The organism is Mesorhizobium sp. M0563 (assembly GCF_040321065.1).
In the GTDB taxonomy this organism is placed as follows: domain Bacteria; phylum Pseudomonadota; class Alphaproteobacteria; order Rhizobiales; family Rhizobiaceae; genus Mesorhizobium.
The window spans coordinates 444,247-465,794 of record NZ_JAMYQV010000002.1; the positions used below are offsets into that span (position 1 = coordinate 444,247).

The 21,548-nt window shown below is 62.3% G+C and carries 21 protein-coding genes and 1 tRNA gene; 9 read left to right on the forward strand and 13 right to left on the reverse strand.

All coding sequences use genetic code 11. The annotated features are described in order from the left end of the window. The 3 genes from NKI50_RS04875 to NKI50_RS04885 are packed head-to-tail and all read right to left on the reverse strand — an operon-like array spanning position 1 to position 4,730. Complete coding sequence (locus tag NKI50_RS04875) at positions 1-2,577, reverse strand: polynucleotide kinase-phosphatase (RefSeq protein WP_352548193.1); 2,577 nt, start codon at positions 2,575-2,577, stop codon at positions 1-3. Continuing rightward, the gene (locus tag NKI50_RS04880) at positions 2,574-4,037 is read right to left on the reverse strand and encodes a 3' terminal RNA ribose 2'-O-methyltransferase Hen1 (RefSeq protein WP_352639935.1); all 1,464 of its coding nucleotides are present in this window, start codon (positions 4,035-4,037) and stop codon (positions 2,574-2,576) included. Before NKI50_RS04880 ends, NKI50_RS04875 begins: the two co-directional genes overlap by 4 nt. Positions 4,038-4,085: 48 nt before the next feature. Then, on the reverse strand, positions 4,086-4,730 hold the full coding sequence (locus NKI50_RS04885; protein ID WP_352494946.1) for an FMN-dependent NADH-azoreductase: 645 nt from the start codon (positions 4,728-4,730) through the stop codon (positions 4,086-4,088). Between the two features lie 109 nt (positions 4,731-4,839). Between NKI50_RS04885 and NKI50_RS04890 the strand changes: the two genes are divergently transcribed. Next, positions 4,840-5,796 carry a LysR family transcriptional regulator gene (locus tag NKI50_RS04890; RefSeq protein ID WP_352639934.1) on the forward strand — a complete coding sequence of 319 codons (957 nt, stop codon included), beginning with the start codon at positions 4,840-4,842 and terminating at the stop codon, positions 5,794-5,796. On the opposite strand, the gene NKI50_RS04895 is transcribed toward NKI50_RS04890, so the two are convergent. Then, on the reverse strand, positions 5,756-6,355 hold the full coding sequence (locus tag NKI50_RS04895) for a TetR/AcrR family transcriptional regulator (RefSeq protein ID WP_023719331.1): 600 nt from the start codon (positions 6,353-6,355) through the stop codon (positions 5,756-5,758). The two genes, NKI50_RS04890 and NKI50_RS04895, sit on opposite strands and share 41 nt — an antisense overlap. Before the next feature lie 66 nt (positions 6,356-6,421). On the opposite strand from NKI50_RS04895, the gene NKI50_RS04900 reads away from it, so the two are divergent. Beyond that, complete coding sequence (locus tag NKI50_RS04900; RefSeq protein ID WP_352715564.1) at positions 6,422-6,874, forward strand: VOC family protein; 453 nt, start codon at positions 6,422-6,424, stop codon at positions 6,872-6,874. Here NKI50_RS04900 and NKI50_RS04905 read toward each other — a convergent pair. Further along, positions 6,843-7,793, reverse strand: a complete 951-nt coding sequence (locus tag NKI50_RS04905) for a S1C family serine protease (protein WP_352639932.1) — start codon at positions 7,791-7,793, stop codon at positions 6,843-6,845. The two genes, NKI50_RS04900 and NKI50_RS04905, sit on opposite strands and share 32 nt — an antisense overlap. Positions 7,794-7,968: 175 nt before the next feature. Between NKI50_RS04905 and NKI50_RS04910 the strand changes: the two genes are divergently transcribed. Both NKI50_RS04910 and NKI50_RS04915 read left to right on the forward strand, forming a co-directional pair. Then, a complete protein-coding gene (locus NKI50_RS04910) occupies positions 7,969-8,841 on the forward strand; it encodes a S1C family serine protease (protein ID WP_023719328.1) in 873 nt (290 codons plus the stop codon). Between the two features lie 7 nt (positions 8,842-8,848). After that, positions 8,849-9,481, forward strand: a complete 633-nt coding sequence (locus tag NKI50_RS04915; RefSeq protein ID WP_352483191.1) for a helix-turn-helix transcriptional regulator — start codon at positions 8,849-8,851, stop codon at positions 9,479-9,481. Positions 9,482-9,488: 7 nt separating this feature from the next. Here the strand turns inward: NKI50_RS04915 and NKI50_RS04920 are convergent, their stop codons facing one another. Next, on the reverse strand, positions 9,489-9,878 hold the full coding sequence (locus tag NKI50_RS04920) for a type II toxin-antitoxin system VapC family toxin (RefSeq protein ID WP_023719326.1): 390 nt from the start codon (positions 9,876-9,878) through the stop codon (positions 9,489-9,491). Further along, entirely contained in the window at positions 9,875-10,141 is a 267-nt protein-coding gene (locus tag NKI50_RS04925) for a type II toxin-antitoxin system VapB family antitoxin (protein WP_023719325.1), read from the reverse strand. Before NKI50_RS04925 ends, NKI50_RS04920 begins: the two co-directional genes overlap by 4 nt. A gap of 198 nt (positions 10,142-10,339) precedes the next feature. Here NKI50_RS04925 and NKI50_RS04930 point away from each other — a divergent pair, with 198 nt between their 5' ends. Further along, positions 10,340-11,206 carry an SDR family oxidoreductase gene (locus NKI50_RS04930; RefSeq protein ID WP_352494950.1) on the forward strand — a complete coding sequence of 289 codons (867 nt, stop codon included), beginning with the start codon at positions 10,340-10,342 and terminating at the stop codon, positions 11,204-11,206. A 54-nt stretch (positions 11,207-11,260) separates the two neighbouring features. Here NKI50_RS04930 and NKI50_RS04935 read toward each other — a convergent pair whose 3' ends face one another. Both NKI50_RS04935 and NKI50_RS04940 read right to left on the reverse strand, forming a co-directional pair. After that, positions 11,261-11,776, reverse strand: a complete 516-nt coding sequence (locus NKI50_RS04935; protein ID WP_023719323.1) for a TIGR00645 family protein — start codon at positions 11,774-11,776, stop codon at positions 11,261-11,263. Positions 11,777-12,013: 237 nt separating this feature from the next. Beyond that, a complete protein-coding gene (locus NKI50_RS04940) occupies positions 12,014-13,297 on the reverse strand; it encodes an OmpA family protein (RefSeq protein WP_352639931.1) in 1,284 nt (427 codons plus the stop codon). Here NKI50_RS04940 and NKI50_RS04945 point away from each other — a divergent pair. From NKI50_RS04945 to NKI50_RS04955, 3 genes are all read left to right on the forward strand, one after another. Further along, positions 13,262-13,951, forward strand: a complete 690-nt coding sequence (locus tag NKI50_RS04945) for a hypothetical protein (protein ID WP_352715569.1) — start codon at positions 13,262-13,264, stop codon at positions 13,949-13,951. The two genes, NKI50_RS04940 and NKI50_RS04945, sit on opposite strands and share 36 nt — an antisense overlap. A gap of 482 nt (positions 13,952-14,433) precedes the next feature. Continuing rightward, the gene (locus NKI50_RS04950) at positions 14,434-14,880 is read left to right on the forward strand and encodes a YcgN family cysteine cluster protein (RefSeq protein ID WP_023719321.1); all 447 of its coding nucleotides are present in this window, start codon (positions 14,434-14,436) and stop codon (positions 14,878-14,880) included. A gap of 247 nt (positions 14,881-15,127) precedes the next feature. Next, complete coding sequence (locus NKI50_RS04955; RefSeq protein WP_023719320.1) at positions 15,128-15,487, forward strand: hypothetical protein; 360 nt, start codon at positions 15,128-15,130, stop codon at positions 15,485-15,487. Positions 15,488-15,623: 136 nt separating this feature from the next. On the opposite strand, the gene NKI50_RS04960 is transcribed toward NKI50_RS04955, so the two are convergent. Further along, positions 15,624-16,334, reverse strand: a complete 711-nt coding sequence (locus NKI50_RS04960) for an SIMPL domain-containing protein (protein ID WP_023719319.1) — start codon at positions 16,332-16,334, stop codon at positions 15,624-15,626. A 171-nt stretch (positions 16,335-16,505) separates the two neighbouring features. Here NKI50_RS04960 and NKI50_RS04965 point away from each other — a divergent pair. Continuing rightward, a tRNA-Ile gene (locus NKI50_RS04965) sits at positions 16,506-16,581 on the forward strand. A 21-nt stretch (positions 16,582-16,602) separates the two neighbouring features. Here NKI50_RS04965 and NKI50_RS04970 read toward each other — a convergent pair. The 3 genes from NKI50_RS04970 to NKI50_RS04980 form a co-directional block, all read right to left on the reverse strand. Continuing rightward, positions 16,603-17,820: a tyrosine-type recombinase/integrase gene (locus NKI50_RS04970; RefSeq protein ID WP_352715572.1), complete on the reverse strand. Its 1,218-nt coding sequence runs from the start codon at positions 17,818-17,820 to the stop codon at positions 16,603-16,605. Between the two features lie 669 nt (positions 17,821-18,489). Beyond that, a complete protein-coding gene (locus NKI50_RS04975; RefSeq protein ID WP_352715575.1) occupies positions 18,490-19,803 on the reverse strand; it encodes an HlyD family type I secretion periplasmic adaptor subunit in 1,314 nt (437 codons plus the stop codon). Then, positions 19,778-21,547 (reverse strand): type I secretion system permease/ATPase, encoded by a 1,770-nt coding sequence (locus tag NKI50_RS04980; protein WP_352715648.1) that lies wholly within the window; start codon positions 21,545-21,547, stop codon positions 19,778-19,780. Before NKI50_RS04980 ends, NKI50_RS04975 begins: the two co-directional genes overlap by 26 nt. Position 21,548 lies beyond the last annotated feature (1 nt).

Here is a 21,548-nt window from a genome sequence, read left to right on the forward strand (position 1 = left end):
TTACAGCCTTGGGTCGATTGGCTCGCTTTCCAGCGCCAGCACGGCGAAGACACACTCGTGAACGCGGCGTAGCGGCTGCTTGGCGACAAATCGCGTCAGCGCCTCGTGACCGAGCGCGAACTCCCTGAGTGCCAGGCTGCGCTTGCCGCTCAGGCCGCGTTCTCGCAGGCGGATGAGATTGTCCGGCGCGTCATATTCGGGACCATAGATGATGCGCAAATATTCCGGGCCGCGGACCTTCAGCGCCGGCTGGATGAGTCCCTTCTTGCCACGGCTGACGAAGTCGCGTGGTTTGACCACCATGCCTTCGCCGCCCGAGCCAGTCAGCGCCTCCCACCAGGCAATAGCCTCCGCACACGCGCTGCCGTCGGCCAGATCAACCGTACGCCATCGGGTCGGCGTGACCACGCCAACATGGGCAGCCAGACGGTCCGCGAGCGACATGTGCCAGACATGATCCTGGTCAAACCAAACACGTCCCTCGCTGGCGAGCAGGTGGAAAGGCGCGACCTTAAGGTCGTCGACGCCGGAGACCGGCCACACGTAAGGCGCCCAGGCCGTGGCGTATTTAGCCGCACGGGCGGCCCGGTCTTCAAGGCGTGCGTTCAGGCCGGCCGCATCGACGCCGCGCGCCATCGCACGGGCTAGCGCCTCGCGGCTGACCTTGAAACCGGCGGCTGAGGATGTCGCCACCGGCGCATACTGGCTTTCGATCAGGCTGCCGGCCTTTGCCGACCAAGGCATTATCTCGGTGTCCAGCAGCAGCCAGTCGCTGTTCAATTCCGTCCACAGATCCGCCGCGTCGACCTCGACCCGGAGACGGGCGAGCAGGCCTTCCGTCATGGTGCCGTCGTTGAAAAAGGAACGTCCGGTGCGGGTCCAGATTGCGCCGGTCTCGTCGCCCGGGATCCCGAAGCGGCTGCGCGCCGCCTGCGCGTTCCGGCACAGCGCGACCACCGCCCGCGAACCCATATGCTTTTCCTCGCACACGACCTGGGCGACGTCGCGTTCGCGGAAATAAGCGAAGGCATCTTCCGGACGTTCCAGCCAGCCGTGTTGGCTGCTGGTCTCGGACGGCGACATGGTCGGCGGCAGATAGATCAGCCATTGCGGCGACAGCGCGAAGCGGCTCATCACTTCCAGTGCCGCCGAGGCGTTCTCCTCGGCCACCACAATCCGGCCCCTCAGCCCGGTCTCGATCCAGCGGCGACCGGAGACATCCTGGTAATCGAGCACGCCGTCGGCGTCGGCCTGTGCCGATTTGCCCAGACAGGACCCGCCCAGCGGACGTATCGGCTCCGACCATGTCTGGATTGCCGGCACCTCTACCAGTTCGCGTTCCGGCCAGCGTAAGGCCGTCAGCTTGCCGCCGAACACGCATCCAGTGTCGATACACAGGGTGTTGTTGACCCACTCGGCCGACAGCGTTGGCGTATGTCCATAAATTACGGCTGTCTTGCCACGGTAGGCTGCGGCCCAGTCCGCGCGGACGGGCAGCCCGAACTCGTCAGTCTCGCCTGTGGTCTCGCCGTACAGAGCGAACTCGCGCACGGCGCCGGAGCCGCGTCCGATCATTTCCTCCTTGAGACCGGCGTGGGCGACGGCGAGGTGTCCGCCGTCCAGCCAGACGTGGCTGCGCAGGCCGTCGAGAAAGGCCGGCAGCGCCTCTCGCAGGCCGCGGTCCTGCGTGTTCAACTGGTCTATCGTCTGCTCGAGGCCGTGGGCGACCGTGACCTTGCGACCTTCCAGCCAGCGGCCGAGTTTGCGTTCATGGTTGCCCTGGACACAATAGGCGGTCCCGGCCGCGACCATGCTCATGGCGATGCGCAGTACGTCGGGCGAGTTGGGGCCGCGATCGACGAGGTCGCCGACAAAGACGATCTTGCGGCCCTGCGGCGGGATCACAGTGGCCGTTCGGTCGCCCTGATGTTCAGACCAGGCGACGCTGTAGCCCAGTCGAGCGAGCAGCATCTGAAGTTCATCCGAACAGCCGTGGATGTCGCCAATGATATCGAACGGGCCGTGGTCGTCGCGCTTGTCGGTCCATAGCGGCTGCCGCGACACCTCGGCCGCGTCGATGCTGGCCTCGCTGGTAAGCGTCCAGACCTGGCGGAAGCCCTCGCGTTGCAGGCCGCCAAGACCCTTGCGGATCTCGGTTGTCATGCGCTGGGCGACCCCGGCGCCGACCGGCCGGTCGGCTCGCACCGCATTGCGTGCGACGCACACCTCGACGCCTGGATCGAGGACCACGGCGACGGGCAAAGCGTGCCACTTGCGCGCCAGCTCAATCCAGGCCTTGCGGTCGGCGGCTCGCACGTTGGTGGCGTCGATGACGGCCAGCCTGCGGTGTTTAAGCCGCTTGCCGGCTATTTCGCGCACCAGATCGAAGGCATCTGCAGAGACGTCCTGGTCAGTCTCATCGTCGGAGACCAGCGCCCGGCACTGATCCGAGGAGATGATCTCGGTCGGCAGAAAATGCCTGGCCGCGAAAGTCGACTTGCCCGATCCGGTCGAGCCGATCAGCACGACGAGGGCAAAGTCAGGAATGGCGAGATCGGTCTTGTCCAGTTCTCTCATCGGGTGAACACCGCCATCTGCGTGGGCGCGCCGAGGGTAGAATCCTGGGCTCCGATACCGCTGAAGGTGGCTGCATAGCCATAGATCTCACCGATTTTGGCCGCCCAGGTTTCGAACTGAGCCCGGCTCCATTCGAAACGGTGATCGGGATGGCGAAATGCGCCAGGGGCCAATCTGGGAAACAGAGCGTTGTAGTCCGCGTTCGGAGTGGTCACGATGACGGATTTAGGCGCCGTCTCGCCGAAAACGATGCGTTCGACCAGGGGCAGCCTGTCCTCGTCGAGATGCTCGATGACCTCGACCAGCACGGCGACGTCGGCTGCCGCCCAGCGGCCGTCCCGGTATGTCAGAGATCCGTGCAGCAGCGTAACCCGGCCCTCCGGCGGCCCGCCAAACTCGTTCAGCTTGAGACGCTTTGCAGCCCATTCCAGTTCGCGTGCCGCTGGATCCAACCCGAACAGCTTATGGACCCATCGCTCGCGCACGAGCCGATAAAGTAGCTTGCCTTCGCCGCATCCCAGGTCCGCAACCGTGGTTGCACCCGTTGCCTGGATGGCTCGGACAACAGCTTCCATGCGCAGATCGTTGAGCCGGATCGGCGTCTCCAGCGCTTCCTCAGGTGTGACACGCAGTTCGGGCGGCAAAGTCTCCCTGGCCGTTTCAGGAACCAGTCGTTCCAGAGCGATGCGGGCCAAGGCACCGCGGTTGCGCAAGTATCGGCGAACTATCAGGTCCTTGGCGGGATGTTTTTCCAGCCAGCCCTCTCCCTTGGACAGCAGCTTGTCGACCTCTGCTTCGCCGACCCAATAATGCTTGGCATCGTCCATCACCGGGATCAGTACGTAGAGGTGGTTCAACAAGGCGCTGAGCCGGCCCGTGCCGGTCAGCTTCAGATGGCCGTACCGGGACTCGCCTGCACCAGACCCGATTCCCTCGATTGGCGTCAGATCGACTGTCCAGCCCAAGGGTTCGAACAGGCTTCGAACCAGAGCCTCACCGCCGCGCATCGGCAGTGGAGTCACGACTGCCTCCAGCGGCAGTTCGCCGCTAGCCAGTTCCTGGCGCTCCTTTGACATTCCGGTCATCGCCGTCCGCAGCATTTTGTTTAGCGCCACGGACAGGAAAGACGATGCCGCGTAAGGCCGGTCGTTCACATATTGGTCCAGCAAGCCTTCCGCCCGCCCCTTGCCGCGCACTAGCCCTATCGGGTCGACATCGAGCAGGAGTGCTGCCTCGCAACGCTCTTCGGTCGCTTCGGGATAGAATAGCCACCCTTTGCCAAAGGAGAGGTCGGTCTCGTGCAAACGATCGGGATGCTTGTGCAGCAGGAAACCGAGATCGGTGGCCGGACGGTGCGTTGTGGCAACGGACAGGAACATCCGCGACCGATAGCGCAGACAAGCGGAATAACCAATGGCAGTTGTTGGCCCACCACAATAGGTTGTCGCCAACGACAGCAAGGGCAGGCACCGAGCGCCTGCCCTTGTTCAATTCAAACGATGCTGGCTTTACGCCGCGGCGGCGACGCGCTCGGCGCTTCCGGTCGCGGCCACAATGGCGTCGACCTTGGTCGAGGCCTTGGCCAGCGCTGCTGCTACCGCATCGGCGCCCATGCCGACTCCTTCGATGCGGATGACCTCGACATCGGTCATGCCGAGAAAGCCGAGCACGCTGCGCAGGTAGGGAATGGCGTGATCGAACTGCACGGCCGCACCTTCGGAATAGATACCGCCCGAAGCCAGCACGATATAGACCTTCTTGCCGGTGACGAGGCCTTTCGGGCCAGCATCGCTATAAGCAAAGGTTTTGCCGGAGCGGGCGACGTGGTCGACCCAGGATTTCAGCGTCGACGAGATGTTGAAGTTGATGAAGCCGGTGGCGAGAATGACGGTGTCGGCCGCAAACAGCTCGTCCAGTACAGTATCGGAAACGCCGACGACCTCAGCCTGGCGCTGGGTGCGCGCTTCGGCCGGCGTATAGATGCCGGTCGAATAGTCGGGGTCGATATGCGGCAGCGGGTTGGCGACGAGGTCGCGGGCGACAAGCTTGGCCGAAGGATCGGCGGCAAGCAGTTTGTCGGCGAGTTCGTTGGCGACGCGGGTCGAGTGCGAGGCGGCGCCGCGTGGGCTGGATGTGACAAGAAGGATGGACATGGTGACTCTCCAGGGTTGGATTAAAATCTCCCGGCAAATATGTGTGCGCAGACCCATTTGAAAAACTGGTATATTTTGTATATGATCCATCTAAATTGTGGATTGAAAGATGCAGCCCAACCCGACGCTTGACCAACTGCAGATCCTGGTTGCGGTGGCCGACACCGGTTCCTTCTCGGCTGCCGGCCGTAAGCTCAACCGCGCGCAGTCGGTCATCAGCTACGCCATTGCCAACCTCGAAGCGCAGCTTGGGCTGAAGCTGTTTGAGCGTGAGGGCACGCGTGAGCCGCAACTGACCGATGTCGGCAAGGCGACGCTGGAAGATGCGCGGCGCATGGTCGGCGTGCTGCAACGCATCCGCTCGCGTATCGACGGATATCGGCAGGGATTGGAGGCGGAAGTTGCGCTGTCGGTCGACGTGACGCTACCGTCGCCGGTGCTGGTTCGGGTGCTAAAGGCATTCGAGGTGCAGTTTCCGGCCGTGACACTGCGTCTGCATATCGGCTCGCTTGGCCTTATCCTCGATCATGTTGTCGGCGGACAGGCCGATCTCGGCATCGGAGGGCTTCTGGGCGAGGCGGACGTGAATCTGCTGCGCATCGGTTTCTTCTCCCTGGTGCCGGCCGCAGCGCCTGATCACCCGCTGGCGCTGCTGCCCAGACCAGTGGCGCTGGAGGATGTCCGCGAACACATCCAACTGGTCGTCTCGGACCAGTCCGAGCGTACGCGCGGGCGCGACTATGGCGTCTTCGCCTACCGCACTTGGCGGCTGACGGATGTGCGCACCAAGCACGTGCTGATGCGCGAGGGGCTGGGCTGGGGCGGGCTGCCGCGATGGCTGATTGCCGATGATCTGGCGAACGGCCGGCTCGTCGAACTCGATCTCGAGCCTTACAGCGAAGTCCGCTCGCCGCTTTATGCCATGCACCGCGCCGATCGCAGCCCGAAACCGGCGGCCGCCTGGCTGATCGATCAGTTCAAGCGCCAGCTTGGTTGTTTCAACGAATTCGAGCCGGGTGAGGTGCCTAAGGAGGAGCCGGAGACAGACCGTCGATCAGCGCGATGAGAACGGCGCGATAGTCTTCGATCGATGCTCCAGCTTCAATGGCGAGCGCTGCGCGGTCGAAGGCAGCGGCGAGCAAAGCGGTCAGTGCTTCCACAGGCAATCTCGTCATAGAGTGCGAGCGCATCGCGGCAACAAGGCCCTCACGCAGCGAACGGTTGCCATGGCGATTGTCGATCGCATCCATGGCGGCGCGGCCGAGCACGGCGGGGCCATCAAGCAGCAAGAGCCGAGTTCGGCCGGGGGCGCGCATGGCAGCCAGATAGGCATCCGAGCCGGCAATCAGCGCATCGCGGGCAAATAGCGAAGGCGGCGACGCGCGTTCGATCTCTTCCGCCACGGCTTGCGCCTCCTGTTCGACCACAGCGGCAAACAGCGCCTGCTTGTCTGCAAAGTGATGATAAAGCGCGCCGCGCGTTACGCCGGCAGCGGCGACGATCTCGGGTGTGCTGGTCTCGGCATAGGATTTTTCGGTGAACAGTTTTCGCGCCGCGGCGATGAGCTCGGCGCGTGTCGCTTCGGTGCGATCACGGTTGGAGCGGCGAGCGGATCGCTGTTGCATACATTCAGCCTGTATGTTAGTTACATTTACATGCAGATTGTATGTTGTTCGCCGGGAGAAGGAAAGATGAGGACGACGAGCTATTATCCGGTGCTGATGACGGGCGATGTTGCCGGCACTGCAGCCCTTTATGTCGCGCATTTCGGCTTCAAGCCGCTGTTCGAGGCCGACTGGTACATCCATCTGCGCTCAGCCGAAGATCGCCGCGTCAACCTCGGCATCGTCCAGGGCGATCATGAGACGATCCCGGAGGAGGGGCGGGGCCGCGCGTCTGGCGTGCTGATCAATTTCGAGGTCAGGGACCCGGATGCCGTCTATGAGCGGATCACCGCCGCCGGCCTGCCGATCCTGCTAACGCTGCGCGACGAACCCTTCGGCCAGCGCCATTTCATCACCAAGGATCCCAACGGCGTGCTGATCGACGTGATCAGGCCGATCCCGCCGAGCCCGGAATTCCTGGCGCAATATGCGCAGGTGCTGCAGCGAGCTAGCTTGCCCTCGCCAACGGCATCACCGTGACCTGGGCAATGCCGGAGCGGCGCACCACCGTGCACAGTGTCTCGCGGCCGATGCGCTCGGCGTCGAGCATGCGCACAAGATCGTCGACGCCGGTGACCGGGCGGCCGTCGATGGCGGCAATAATGTCGCCTTCCCTGAGGCCGGCCTTGTCCGCCGGGCTGTTCTTCTCGACGCTGCGCAGGCGCACCGCCGTGCTGCTCGACACTTGCGACAAGAGTGCTGCGCGGCGCGGCAGGTTGGTGGTGTCGGCGGAAACGCCGATGAAGGCGCGGCGCACGCGGCCGAAGCGGATGATCTCCGAGATGACGAAATTGGCGGTGTTGGAGGCAACCGCGAACGCGATGCCTTGCGCTCCGTGGATCATCGCGGTGTTGACGCCGATCACCTCGCCGGCCGAGGACACCAGCGGTCCGCCGGAATTGCCGGGGTTGAGCGCGGCGTCAGTCTGGATGACGTCGTCGATCAGCCGGCCGGTGGAGGCACGCATCGAGCGGCCGAGCGCCGAGACGACGCCGGTGGTGACGGTCCATTCGAAGCCGAGCGGGTTGCCGATGGCAATTGCAATCTGGCCGCGCCTCAAACGCTTGGAATCGCCAAGCGGCGCAACGTCGGCAAAGTTGCCGTCGGCGCGCACCAGCGCAATGTCGGTGTCGGGGTCGCGGCCGAGCACGCGGCCTTCCCTGGAGGCGCCGTCCGGCATCGACACGCGCACACTGCGCGCATCGCCGACGACGTGGAAGTTGGTGACGACCAGCCCGTCCGGCGTGATGACGAAGCCTGAGCCATGGCCGCCCGGGCCACCGACACGCTCGATGCGGCAGACGGCGGGCCCGATGCGGTCGACGGCATCGGCGACCGTCGCCGAATAGGCATCGAGAAGGGCATCGTCATATTGCAATTGCTGGGCGGGCAGGGCCATCTGCGGGGCTCCGTAGCTTTTGGAACAAGATGAACAATGCCTATATGTGCGGAGCGGCCGGACCGGCCGCGACCTGACCAGATGGCCAGTCAAACGCCCAACTAGCCGTCAGGCGAGTATCCGCCAACGCCCTGCCGGGCGATATCTGGGTCACGAGGAACCCAGGAGACAAATCATGAGCGATTTCAATCTGAGCACATTTTCCGACGCCATTGCCGACATCGCCGCAGCCGCGGCTCCAGCGACGGCCAGCTTCGCGACGCACCACCACCGCACGTCTACCGCTTTCCACTGGCAGGACGGCTATTTCGTCACTGCCGAGGAGGCGGTCGAGGCCGGCGAGGAGATCGAGCTGACGTTTCCTTCGGGCGAAACCGTCAAGGCCGAGCTGGTCGGCCGCGACCCGTCCACCGGCACGGCCGTTTTGAAACCCACCGGCGCACCAAGCGTGCCGTCCCTGGTGAAGGCGGATGCAGTGCGGCCGGGCAATCTGGCGATCGTCGCGGGCAATAGCGACGGCACCTCGCTCGCTACCTTCGGCACGGTCGGCGAGGTCGGCCCGGCCTGGCGTTCAATGCGCGGCGGCACGATCGACCGGCGCATCAACCTTGCCGTCAATGCCGGCGGCCGTTTCGAGGGCGGCCCTGTGCTCGACGCCAAGGGCGGACTGATCGGCATGCTGCTGTTCGGGCCACGCCGGCGGGCGCTGGTCATGCCTTACGAAACGATCGAGCGGGCAGTCACGACGCTGCGCGAGAAGGGTCATGTGGCGAGGGGCTATCTTGGTGCCGGCCTGCATCCGGTCCGCAATGGTGATACACAGGGCGCCATGGTGATGAGCCTTGACGATAGCGGCCCGGCGAAAGCCGCCGGTCTCAGTCTCGGCGACATCATCGTATCGTGGAACGCAGAGACGGTGCATGGCCCGCGCGAGCTGATCCGCAAGCTCGGGCCGGACAGCGCCGGTGCCTTGGTGACACTCGGCGTGGTGCGCGGCGGCGAGAACCGTGAGGTCTCACTGACCATCGGTGAAAAACCACTGAGCTGAGGGATAGATGGTAAGCGGTGAGGTCGCTGGCAGACGGCTGACGGTGCTGATCGTGCTCGGTGACGTCGAGCGCGCGCGAAGTCTGTCCGCGGCTCTCGCTGCGACCGATGACCTGCAGCCTTTTCTGGCGGGCGAAGTCGACGGGCGTTGGGCGGCGGATGTCGCCATCGTCGATGATCATGGGGTGCAAGGCGGGCTCGTCGACGCCGCTATGCCTCGGGTGCTGCTATCGTCGCGAGCGGCCGGGGAGCGGCCGGCCGATACAGTGTTTGCCGTGCTGCCGGTGGCAGCGGACGACGTGCTGATCGCCGCTGCGGCGCGGCTGGCGGCGGCTGGCTACCGGATTTCGCGTGACAGCCACGCTCTGTCAGACGGGCACGATTTTACCTTTCATGACAGCGACCGGTTCGACGAGGAACCGAGTAACGAGCAAATCGTCCGGCCGACGCTTTCGCCGCGCGAAAGCGAGGTGCTGGCACTGCTCGCCGAAGGCGCGCCCAACAAGGTCATCGCGCGGCGGCTGAACATCTCCGTGCATACGGCGAAATTCCACGTCGCAGCGATCCTGACGAAGCTCGGTGCCGCCAACCGCACCGATGCGATCGCCATCGCCATGCGGCAGGGCCTGGTGCTGGTCTAGCCGTGGATCAAACAGCCGGTTCGATGTCGGTCAGCCGGAAATCGTCACCCTTGAACAGCAACGGCATGGCTTCGATACGTGCCGCAGCATAGGCAATGCAGTCGCCGAAGTTGAGGGCGGCCGGATGCCGGCCCTTGCCATAGCGCAGGAACGCCTGACGAGCGACCGCGGCGTGGTCGGCCGTGAAGGGGATCGTCTCGATCGAGGCGGTGCGCAAAAAAGTTTCGAAGCGATCGATAATCTGGTCCTGCCAGCGGCCGACGAGCACCATTGTCGTTTCAAGCAGTGTCGGTGCCGGAAGCAAACGTCTTTCAGCCTGGGTGATCGCCAAAACGAAGCGGTCGTAGCCCGGCTCCGTGCGTAAAATGGCGACCAGCGCCGAGGAATCGATGATCATCGCGTCGGGATACCCAGTTCGTCATAACCGAGAATTTCATCGTCGCTCATCGCGTCTTTGCGCTCCGGTATTCGTGCAGCTCGTTCCGCAATCGCCATCAGACGTTGAAAAAGGTCACCGGTCTCGTCGCGCGGCACAAGCCGCTCGCGCGCAACTTCGCGCTCGAGGCTTTGACGGATGGCCTCCGTCACCGATACCTGGCGCCGGCGGGCGAGCTCACGTGCCAGTTGCTCGACCGCCATATTCTTGATCGATAAGGCCATTTATATATTCTCCCTTTTCGTATAGAATATATACCAACTTGCCCGACAGATTCAACGCGCGCTCCCGCGAAATCCACGACCCTCCGTAGCGTCACACCACCGCTGCGGGTTAAGGGCGCTTGTATCCGCCGGCGGTGCAGGCAAGGATCGCAAGGAGAAAAGATGGTAGAAAAGAGAGTAGCACAGGGAGGGGCGAGGATGTCGCTCAAGGGAAAGACGCTGTTCATCTCTGGCGGGTCACGCGGCATCGGGCTGGCGATTGCGCTGCGCGCCGCGCGCGACGGCGCCAATGTGACGATCGCGGCCAAGACCGCCGAGCCGCATCCGAAGCTGCCGGGAACGATCTACACAGCGGCGCAAGAGATCGAGCGGGCCGGCGGCAAGGCGCTGCCGGCGCTGTGCGACATCCGCGATGAAGCGCAGGTCGCCGAAGCCGTCGCCAAAACCGTGGAGACGTTCGGCGGCATCGATATCTGCATCAACAATGCCAGCGCCATCCAACTCACCGGCACGCTGGAGACCGACATGAAACGCTACGACCTGATGCACCAGATCAACACGCGCGGTACTTTTCTCGTCTCCAAAATGTGCATTCCACACTTGAGGTTGGCGGAAAATCCTCACATTTTGAATCTGGCGCCGCCGCTCGACATGAAGGCCAAGTGGTTCAAGAACCATGTCGCCTACACGATGGCGAAGTTCGGCATGTCGATGTGCACGCTGGGCATGAGCGCCGAGTTCGCCAGGGATGGCATTGCGGTCAATTCGCTCTGGCCGATCTCGACCATCGACACGGCGGCGGTGCGCAACCTCCTGGGCGGGGCGACGGTGGCGGCGATGAGCCGTTCGCCCGACATCATGGCCGATGCCGCACACGCCATCCTGGTCAGGCCGTCGCGCGGGGCAACCGGTAATTTCTACATCGACGAAGAAGTGCTGCGCGCCGAAGGCGTCAGCGATTTCTCAGCCTATGCGCCGGGCGCGACAGGCCCGCTCGCCGGCGACTTTTTTGTGCCGGACGAGGTGTTCGAGCGGACTGATACCAAAATCAAAGGTATTTACTGACGGAAAGCATCTAGCTGACAGGCGTATCTCTTAAAGACCGGCACAGACGCGTGCTCAGCCTTCGGCTTTCTTGGCTTTGCCAAGACCCATCAGCCGGTCGATATAGGCAAGCATCAGTGCCGACAGAACGAAGGCCAGATGAATGATGGTCAGCCACATCAGCTGGTCGGTCGTGTAGGAGACCGAGTTCAGGAAAACCTGCAAGAGGTGGATCGAGGAGATGGCGACGATTGTCGAGGCGACCTTGACCTTCAGCGAGCCGACATCGATCGTGCCCAGCCAATGCACCTTGCCGTCATTTTCATCGAAGCGGCTTACGAAGTTTTCGTAGCCCGAGATGATCACCATCACCACCAGTGAGGCGACCAGCGCGGCGTCGATGAGGCCGAGGATCTTCAGGATGGTATCGGTGTCGTCGAGCGTGAAGGCCACGGAGACAAACTCGAACAGCTTCTTGCCGAAGGACACGGCATAGATGGCAAGCGCCGCGCCCAGTCCGAGATAGAAGACGACCAGCAGCCAGCGCGAGGCGAGAATGATCGATTCGATGGCGAGTTCGAGGCGCTTCATGCGGCGATTCCGGGCTCCGTTGTCGGAGTGCCGTATTTCGGGCAGGCTGCGGCGGTTTGCAAGGTTCTAAAAAACGAAACCCCGCCGGGGAGGGGAACCGGCGGGGCTCGTGTGTCCCGCTGGAGTCGGGACGGGGCAGGGACGCCCTTTCCAAAATTTGGGATTGGTGACCTCGCGTTTCAAGATTGGTGACCGCGCGATTCAATGGTTGATCGGATCGCGCGGTTCACATTCCGCTTATTGGGCGCTGGCCACCGGCGCCACCAGCGAGGTGATGCGGCGGATGGCGACGCGGCGGTTCTCACGGTTGGGTCCCGACGTGTCTACCTTGAGATACTCCTCGCCATAGCCCTGTGTCGTCAGGTTCTCCGGCGGGATGCCGAAGGCATTGGTCAAGGCTTCGGCGACTGCCTCGGCGCGGCGGTCGGACAATGCAAGGTTCGCTTCCGGCTTGCCGACTGCATCCGTATGGCCTTCGATCAGGAAGGTCTCGGCCGGGTTTTTCTTCAGCAGCTTGTCCATGGCGTTGGCAACACCCTCCAGCTTCTGGACCTCGGTGTCGGAAATCGAAGCCGAACCGAATTCGAAGTTGAGCGTATCGAGGTCGATGCGGCGGGCAATGTCGCGCACGCGGGCCGAGCGTTTGACCTCGTCGATCGAATAGAGGCGCTGGACCTTCTCCACCGGCGGTCGTTCGAGGAAGGTGTAGTAGTCGTCCGGATCCTCGACCTCTTCGGAATCCAGAATGTATTCCTCTGGCGGGATGGTAAGGCGCATCGGCGGCAGGTCGTCGCCCGGGTCGCGCCAGTCTGCATCATCGTCATAGTTCCGCTCGTCGACATAGCTCAGCACATATTCGCGTCCGTCAGGCGCGATGCGTGAACGCTGGATCACGTCGCCGTAGTGGTTGCGGATGGTGACGATCCGGAAACCGTTGTCACGCTCCACGATTTCCCGGGTGCGATCGCCCGACAGGTCCTCATAATAGACATTCCTGGCGCCGCGGTGCATACGCGGGGCGTCGCTGCTTTCGACGAACGTCTGGTTGTTGAACTGGAGGATGACGCGGTCGCCGAATTCCCTGAGGACATTGGTGCCTTGCGGGCGCCGCCGACGACGAACATCCTCGAAATCGGCTGAGCGCTCGACGCGCTTGCCTTTTTCCTCGGTCACGGGAGCGATCTTTTCAGGTTTGATCTCCTGCTGCGCTGCCCGGTCGTCGGTCGGGGGCGGCCCCTGGTCGACCGGAGCCGGTTTCGAGACTTCCGCCTGGTTGCCGTTCTCCTCGACGGGCTGGTTGCCTTCCTGACCACCCGTTTTGCCGCCACTTTGGCGACCCGCGTTTTGGCCGCCTTGGTCCTTGCCGTGCCTGCGCCTGACATCCTTCTGACTGTCCAGTATGGGCGCCTCGTTCGGGTTGGCCGCGGCTTCGCCCGGAGCAGGGGGCCTACCCTCGGTGGGTGCTGCCTGTTCGCCGGTGGCGGGTTGCTCACCGGTTGCGGGCTGCTGTTCGCCTGTCACCGGCTCTTCCCCAACGGGCTTCTTGCCGCGCTTCTTCGCCTGGTCCTGGGGCTGTTCGGCTTGAGCAGGAGCGGCTTGCTTGTCGGTTGGAAGTGGCTCGGCCTGTGGGAGAGCCGGCGCCGCCTGCTGGTCCTGCTTGTTCTTCCTCTTGCGCGGATTGCCCTGCTCGTTGGCGTTTGCAGGGGCAGCCTGCTCGGCCGGCTGGTCAGCAGGTGCGGCCTCCTGCTGTTGCTGGTCGCGCTTCTTCCTGCGCTGCTTGAGCTGCTGCTGAACGTCGTTCGCGGGCGCAGCCTGCTCGGCCGGCTGTTCAGCAGGTGCGGCTTCCTGCTGTTGCTGGTCGCGCTTCTTCCTGCGCGGCTTGATCTGCTGATCGTCATTCGCGGGCGCAGCCTGCTCGGCCGGTTGTTCGGCAGGTGCGGCTTCCCGCTGTTGCTGGTCGCGCTTCTTCCTGCGCGGCTTGATCTGCTGATCGTCATTCGCGGGTGCAGCCTGCTCGGCCGGCTGTTCGGCTTCGATCTGCTGTTGCTGCCTCTTTTTCCTGCGTTGATTGCCCTGCTCCTCTCCGCCCGAGGGCGCGAGTTGTTCGGCGGGCGCGGATTCGGTCTGTTGCTGCTCGCGCTTGTTCCGGCGCGGCTTTTGCTCGGACTCGCCTGATTGTTCGGCGGGTGCTTCGGTTCGCTCCTGCCGTTCGCGCCTCTTGCCGGGCTTCTGTTCCGGCTCCGCCTGCCCGCCTTGGGCACAGGCTTCGGCCGACTCGCCTTCGGCGCAATTCGACTGCGCCGGGATAAGCACTGCGCTGTTCCGAGCGGGGCCGAATGCGGCGCTGCCTTGCAGCGGGAACGCGCCTAACGGCGCGGACGCCATCAACAGGCCAAGCGCCGTGCCTGCCAGAATCCGTGGTTGGCGTTTCATCATAAACACTCCTTGTGGCGTCCCATCCCTGCCCAAACTTTCAGCAACCATGTTTGGTTCCTGTTTGTAGGTCTTAGCGGTGGCACAGGGCGATTGACCGGCGTTTTGAAGGCGACTTCATGTCATTCGTATGGTCTTGGCGTATGGTCCCGGCGTATTGTTCGGACGAGGGTGCATGGGTTGCTGCGCTTGACCTTGACGCCTCCGAGGTCCACATGCCGACGATGGAAAAGCCGTTCTGGAAAACCAAGACGCTGGAGGCGATGACCCCGGCCGAGTGGGAATCGCTCTGCGACGGCTGTGGCAAATGCTGCCTGTCCAAACTCGAAGACGAGGACACCGGAGATATCTACTGGACCAGCGTCGGCTGCCGGCTGTTCGACGCTGGAAGCTGCCGCTGCTCCGATTATACCAACCGGCTGGCGCGTGTTCCGGATTGCGTCGGGCTGACGCCGCAGAATGTGCGCACCATCAGCTGGCTGCCCAAGACCTGCGCTTACCGGTTGGTTGCCGAGGGCCGCGATCTCTATTGGTGGCACAGGCTGGTGTCGGGAAGCGACGAGACTGTGCACGAGGCCGGCATCTCGATGCGCGGCCGGGTCAGCGCCAGCGAGACGGAGCTTGCCGAGCCGGAGGATTATTTCGACCATATGCTTGCAGACGAGCCTTAGGATTCACTCCGGAATCGAGGATCCAGAACCGACAGCAAAACGGACGTTGCCTATCCGCCCATGCCGGTCCACCCTATGTAGGACCGCCGTCCATAGCACCGGTTCCGGAAGCGAGAGACTATCCCGGTTCTGCCGCATGAACCGGAGATGAACGGCCGGTTCGCAAAAAATTCAGACAGGCGGGTGCATTCTCCTCCCATCGGTTCGACGAAAACGGGTGGAAACCCTCAAACAAGGAGAGAAGACAATGTTCAACACCATCAAGACGGCGGCTCTTTCGGCTCTTGTCGGCCTTGGCACGCTTGCTGCCATCCCAGCCCATGCAGACAGTATCTATCTCGGCTTCGGCAACAACCAAGATCCGCGCGTCGGCGTCTATACCGGCGACGAAGATGATGGTTACTATCGCGAACACCGCCGTGAGCGCAACTGGCGCCGCTCCTGTTCGCCGGAGCGTGCCCTCGACAAGGCCGAACGTATGGGCCTGCGCCGCGCCCGCATCGTCGACATCAACCGCCGCACGGTCAAGGTCGCTGGCCGCCAGTACGGCGACCGCGTGGTGATCGTATTCGCCAACGAGCGCGGTTGTCCGATTATCTATCGCTAAGCCCGTCGAAGCTTTGCGGCCGGCGTCTTTCAGTCGGTAAAGTAGCGGAGCCTCTTTCCGCCAGGACGGAAAGGTGCGGCTCGAAAACCCCGGAGGATCGGTCCTCCGGGGTTTTTTTATGTGCTGCGATCGACGATCACTTCAGTTCGAAAGTCACCGTCACCTGCGCGGTATAGGAATTCTCGCCGGCCTGCACGGGGACCGATGCGCCGGCCGCATCGAAAGCCTTGGCGTTGATTGGCATCGGCGGCGGTGCGAAATTCTGGTCGGTGATTTCCAGAACCCGGCCGATGCCGACGCCGGCCGCTTCGGCCAGCGTCTTGGCCTTGGCCATGGCATTGGCGACGGCCTTCTTGCGCGCTTCAGTGACGGCTGCCGCCGGATCGTCGTTGGAGAAGGAGATGCCGCCGCCCTGGTTGACGCCGAGCGACACCGCCTTGTCGAGAATGTCGCCGGTCTTGTCGATGTCGCGGATGCGCACCGAAAGCGTGTTGGTCACCTGATAGGCGACAAGTTCGGCCTCCTGGCTGCCGTCGGGCTTGTTGGTGTAGTTATAGCGCGGGTTGATCTGGATGCCCGCGGTCTGCAGGTCGCGCTCCTTGATGCCGGACGATTTCATTGCCGCGATCACCGCGGCCATGGCGTCGTTATTGGCATCGAGCGCGGCACGCGCCGTCTTGGCCTCGCGCATGACGCTGAGCGTCAGCAGAGCCAGATCGGGTGCTATCGCCGCCTCGCCTTCGCCGGTAACGACGATGCGCGGCGGCGGCGGCGAATCGGCGGCGCCGGCGATCGCCGGAAATGCGATTGCGGCGGCAATCGCCAGTGGCAAAATACGTCTGGTCATGAAATCTCCTCGATCTGCGATCCCAAGACTGCCGAGTGTCGAGCGGCTCCAATGGGGGACGTGCAATAGGTTATCAATATGGGCTGATTTGGGCGGTCTCGGCCAGCCCCCTCGGAAAGCCGCTCTGAAAGCCTTGTGCGGTTCAGGGAAAAACACTAATCCAACGCCGTGGGGCCTGTAGCTCAATGGTTAGAGCCGGCGGCTCATAACCGCTTGGTTGGGGGTTCGAGTCCCTCCGGGCCCACCATTGGCTTTTGTGGCCGTTGATTTAATTGGATTTTTTGGCCATTTTTGTCCCACCTCTTTCAACCCCCTCAGAAAGTGGGACAATTTTGTTCTCTTTTCGATCGATAACCAGCAGGTATTTCGCCGCTCTCGCTACCTTCCGGCGACGCGCTTTCTTGATGTAGTGGTCGGGCTGCTGGTACGTAGTCCACCCATATATCGCCTTCAGCTGCTCGTGCGTCGCGCCGTTCTCAGCGGCGATCGTCGCGCCGGCCTTGCGAATTCCATGAGCACTGCAGTGCGGCAGCTCAGCTTGATCACACCACTGGCGCATCTTGTTGCCCAGACCGTTCTCCGAGAACGGGCGACCATACTCATTGACCAGGAAGGTCATCTGGTCGGAGGGCGTGTGCTCAAGTTCCGCCTCTAGTTCGGGCAGAAGCGGGAGCTCCACCAACACCGCATCCTTGTTACGACTGGTCTTCCCAGGCTTAATTCTGATCCACTTCTCCCACTGCTCGGTCTCCTCGTTGTAGACGAGCGTGATGTGCTGTCGACCGAAGATCGCGACGTCGGACAACCGCAGGCCAGTAAACATGAAGATCGAGAGCGCACGTCTGGCTGCGGTACCCAGCGGATGCCGCTTCTCATATTGAACGATCTCCGACACGTCCCATGGGTGCCAGCCGTCGCCGCTCTTTAGCCGTCTGATGCCGCGGGCGGGATTGGAGTCGACGCCCGGAATCTCTGTGTCCTTTGCCCACTCAAACATCGCGCTGATGGCTTTTACGATATTGTTTGCCGCGCCAAGGGCGTCGAGCCTGGTGTCCCTGATCTCCTTAACATGAGACCGTTTCATACCGGCGAATGGCAGAGATCCCTTGGTGGGATACTGAGGATCCGGGTCACCTTCGAGGGGATGAGGTAATTCGCATACGCGCTCCAGAATTGCTCGTCGGCGCGCCATAGTGTCTTGGGTGATTTCCGTGCCGCCCCGACGGTAATACTCCTGGCAAAGCCACAGCAACGTGCCTTTCTTCGCTGGCTCGGAAGGCTTGGGGAGGCGCCGGCAAATCTCGGGAAGAGTGCCGGGCCGAACATAAGTGACCTCGGCGCGCGCGCACCGCAGTTCCTCGAGGAACTCGTCGCTGCCGGTCGGTTCACGGAGCCGGACCTTCTTCCGACCCGGTGCGCGAAAATAGTACCGATCATTGCCGTGGCGATCAGTGTCCTTCACTACGCCCTTAAGATCGACCTTCACGGGCTCATCCGTCATGTTCGTGGTTTTCGATCCCAAGGATTGTCTAGTGGCGGCGAATCTTCGTCAAGCTTTGGTGCTCCTCCGATTTGGCGGTGAGGGAGCTTTCGAAACGCCAATACAAGTTCCTCGACGTCCCAAACAATGCGCCCCTTGCTCGGCATTCGTGGCTGCGGCATCCGGCCGTCCTGGACCATTTCATCAAAGGTCGTTGAGCTTACGCCGATGAACGTCGCAGCCTGCTCGCGATTGATTCCTACCGGCGGGAGCGAGGGCGGCAAGACGCTCGGGGTGCGCAGCATCGGTTTAGTGCGTTGAAAGCGCGTCTTTGGCGCCTGCCTGTCTTTCTATGCACCTGTCCGAATATTGCAGACGCTCAATCATGTCCTGGCCCTGTGCTTGCAGGCTCACCTAGGTCTCCAGACCTAGGATCGCTCAAGACACCGGACTCTTTTCCAGCCTTTGTGTACGATGATGGGTATCTTAATGCGCTCGAGGCCAAGAACTGAATGGGCAGCGACTTGCAAGGGCAAAATGACCGCGGAACCACGTATCTGAGTCAGAGGCGCAATCCAACTGAGGAACGCATGGTTGTGTTTTCAGACGGTTATGACTCTCATGCATGCGTAACAACCAACAAGAATACCAACAAAATATTTCTGTGGATCACTTTCATTCCTCATGGAATGCGCGACTGATTTGGTCCGACAGCGGCTTCACAAAATAAGAAAGCGCCGTACGCTCGCCCGTCTGGATCATCGCTTCGGCCGGCATGCCGGGCACGAGCGTCAGGTCCTTGAGCTTCGTCAGTTCCGCATGCGGAACCGACAGACGCACCAGGTAATACGAAACGCCGTTTTTTTCGTCCGTCGCCAGATCGGCTGCGATCCGGCTGACATATCCGTTCAATACCGGCGTGGTCCTCAGATTGAAGGCTGACATCCGCAGCACGGCCTTGTGACCAAGCTGGATTTGGTCGATGTCCTTCGGGGTGATTCGTGCTTCAAGCGCAAGATCGTCGCCTTCCGGCACGATTAGCATAATCGGATCGGCGGGCGTGATCACTCCTCCGACAGTATGAACTGCGAGTTGTTGAATGGCGCCTGACTGCGGCGCGACAATATCGATCCGTCGCAGTTCCTGTTCAGCCGCCACCTTGCGCTCAACATACTCCCCAACCTGCGCCTGAACCTCTCTGAGCTCTTGGCCGACTTCCGTCTTGAAATCCGGATCGATCTGCAGGATCTGCAGGCGCGTTTCGGCTATGCGGGCTGCCCTCTGTGCCTGTTGTGCAATCTTCTCACCGCGTTCGCCGCCGAAAGTGGCAACCTGCGTCTTCAGACTGTTCAAGCGTTGGTCCGAGACAATGCCTTGGACGCGCAGCCCACTCAGGGCAGCAATTTCCTTTTGGAGGATCTCGGTGCTTTTCTCACAAGCGATTTCCTGCGCCTTGAGCCCCTCGATCTCGTGCTCATATTGAGTGATGCGTTCCGCTAGCTGCGCCTGCCTTCCGTGGCGGGATTGTCTGCGGAATTCGAACAGCCGCGTCTCGCCATGTACTGCCGAAGCTACGTCCGGAACATCTCTGCGGGCGAGCAGCCAGTCCGGGAAGGCGATCTCCGCCAGATCGTCACGCTCAGCTTCGAGTCGTGCCAGGTTGGCGGCCAGCTCATCGAGCCGCTTGGTGACTACAGCGAGAGTGGCGCGCGTCTGGGTGGCGTCGAGCCGCATGAGGATGTCGCCGGCTTTTACTTTATCACCTTCGCTCACCAGGATTTCTCCCACCACCCCGCCGGTCGGGTGCTGCACCTTCTTCACATAGGAATCGACGACAAAGTGTCCGGACGCGACAACCGCGCCGGACAGATTCGTGAAGGCCGCCCAGGCTCCGGCTCCTCCCACAAAGATCACGCTCGCCAGCAGGCCCGCCACCAGATGCCGGCGAATGGACCTGGAAACGTCATTGTTCTGATGAATGCCGGACACCGGGATCCTCCATGTCAGCGCGCTCGTTATCCTGTGTAGACTCGATGGCCTTGACCCCAGCGCCTGATGCCATCGCTGCCCCCTTAAGGACTTTGGAAAGCGCTTCATCACGCGCACCGAATGCTCGCTGCCGTCCACCTTCCATCACCAACACCAAATCCACGGCGCGGATGGCGCTCGGCCGATGGGCAACGACAACCGCAATGCCCTTGCGCTCGCGCACGGAGGCGATCGCCTTAACGACCGCAGCCTCGCCTTCCGCATCGAGATTGGCATTGGGTTCATCGAGCACAACAAGGAAAGGGTCTCGATAAAGGGCACGGGCAAGACCGACACGCTGGCGCTGCCCGGCGGAAAGTGCCGATCCGGCCTCACCAATCGGGGTTTCGTAGCCGTGCTCAAATCGGAGGATCAGTTCGTGCGTGCCCGCTGCCTTCGCCGCGGCGACAATAGCCTCAGGGTCAGGATCGTCTTCAAAACGAGCGATGTTTTCGGCAATGGTGCCGTCGAATAGTTCAACACCTTGCGGCAGATAGCCGATATGACGGCCTAGCGCTTCCCGGTCCCATTGATCGAGGCTTGCGCTGTCGATGCGAACCTTTCCGGCGACCGGCGTCCATGCGCCGACGATGGCGCGCGAGAGTGTCGACTTGCCCGAACCCGATGCACCGATGATCCCGAGTGCGCTTCCCGCCTGAACGGCAAACGCAAGGCCGGTCACGGTCGGCTTCCTTTCGCCGGGCGGAACGATTGTCACGCCTTCGAGGCGGAGTTCGCGTTCAGGTGCAGGCATTGGCATAACAGGAGCGGTTTCAGGAACCTTTCCCAGGAGGTCCTCCAGCCGCGCCCAACCCTGGCGCGCCATGAGGAAGGGTTTCCAGCTTGAAATGGCCAGATCGACCGGAGCCAGCGCACGCCCCATCATGATCGAACTTGCAATCATGACCCCGGCGGTAGCCTCCTGACTGATCACAAGGTACGCGCCGACGGCAAGAATGGCCGATTGCAGCAGCACGCGCAGCGACTTTGAAATGGCACCCAGCCCACCTGCCACGTCCCCGGCTTTCCGGCTGGCGGCCAGATACTTGGCATTGGCCGTGTGCCATCGGGCAGCGATCCGCCTTCCGAGACCGAGAGCTTGCACGACCTCGGCATTGCAACGCGCTGCTTGCAGTAGACCATTTCGTGCCATGTTGTGGGCAATGGTATCGCGTATCGGTTGTTGCGAGAGAGTGTTGGCAAGAAGTGTCAGAGATGTGAGACCGATCGCCCCGATAAGGGCCGTCATGCCGATCCAGAAATGAAAGAGGAAGCAAATGGCAAGATAAAGCAGCATCCATGGCAGATCGAAGAACGCTGTCGGACCGTTTCCACCTAAGAATCCGCGAATATTGTCGAGATCGCGAAGCGGCTGCAAGCCGTCGCCCGGCATGCGCGTTAAAAGCGGAAGGCGAACGATCGCATCGTGAACGCGTCCGGAAAACTGTTCATCGAAACGCTCGCCAATCCGCAGCAGCACGCGGGCGCGCAAAACGTCGAGCAGGCATTGGAACGCATAAAGCCCCGCAGCAAGCACGACGAGCCCCACTAGCGTCGATACGCTGCCACTTGCCAGAACGCGGTCGTAGACCTGAAGCATGAACAGCGGCGAGATCAGCGCAAGCACGTTGACCACGCCGCTGATCAACAGAATTCCCCAAATAGCGGAACTCAGAGGGAAAGGTCTCAAAGCTGAATCCTTCAAG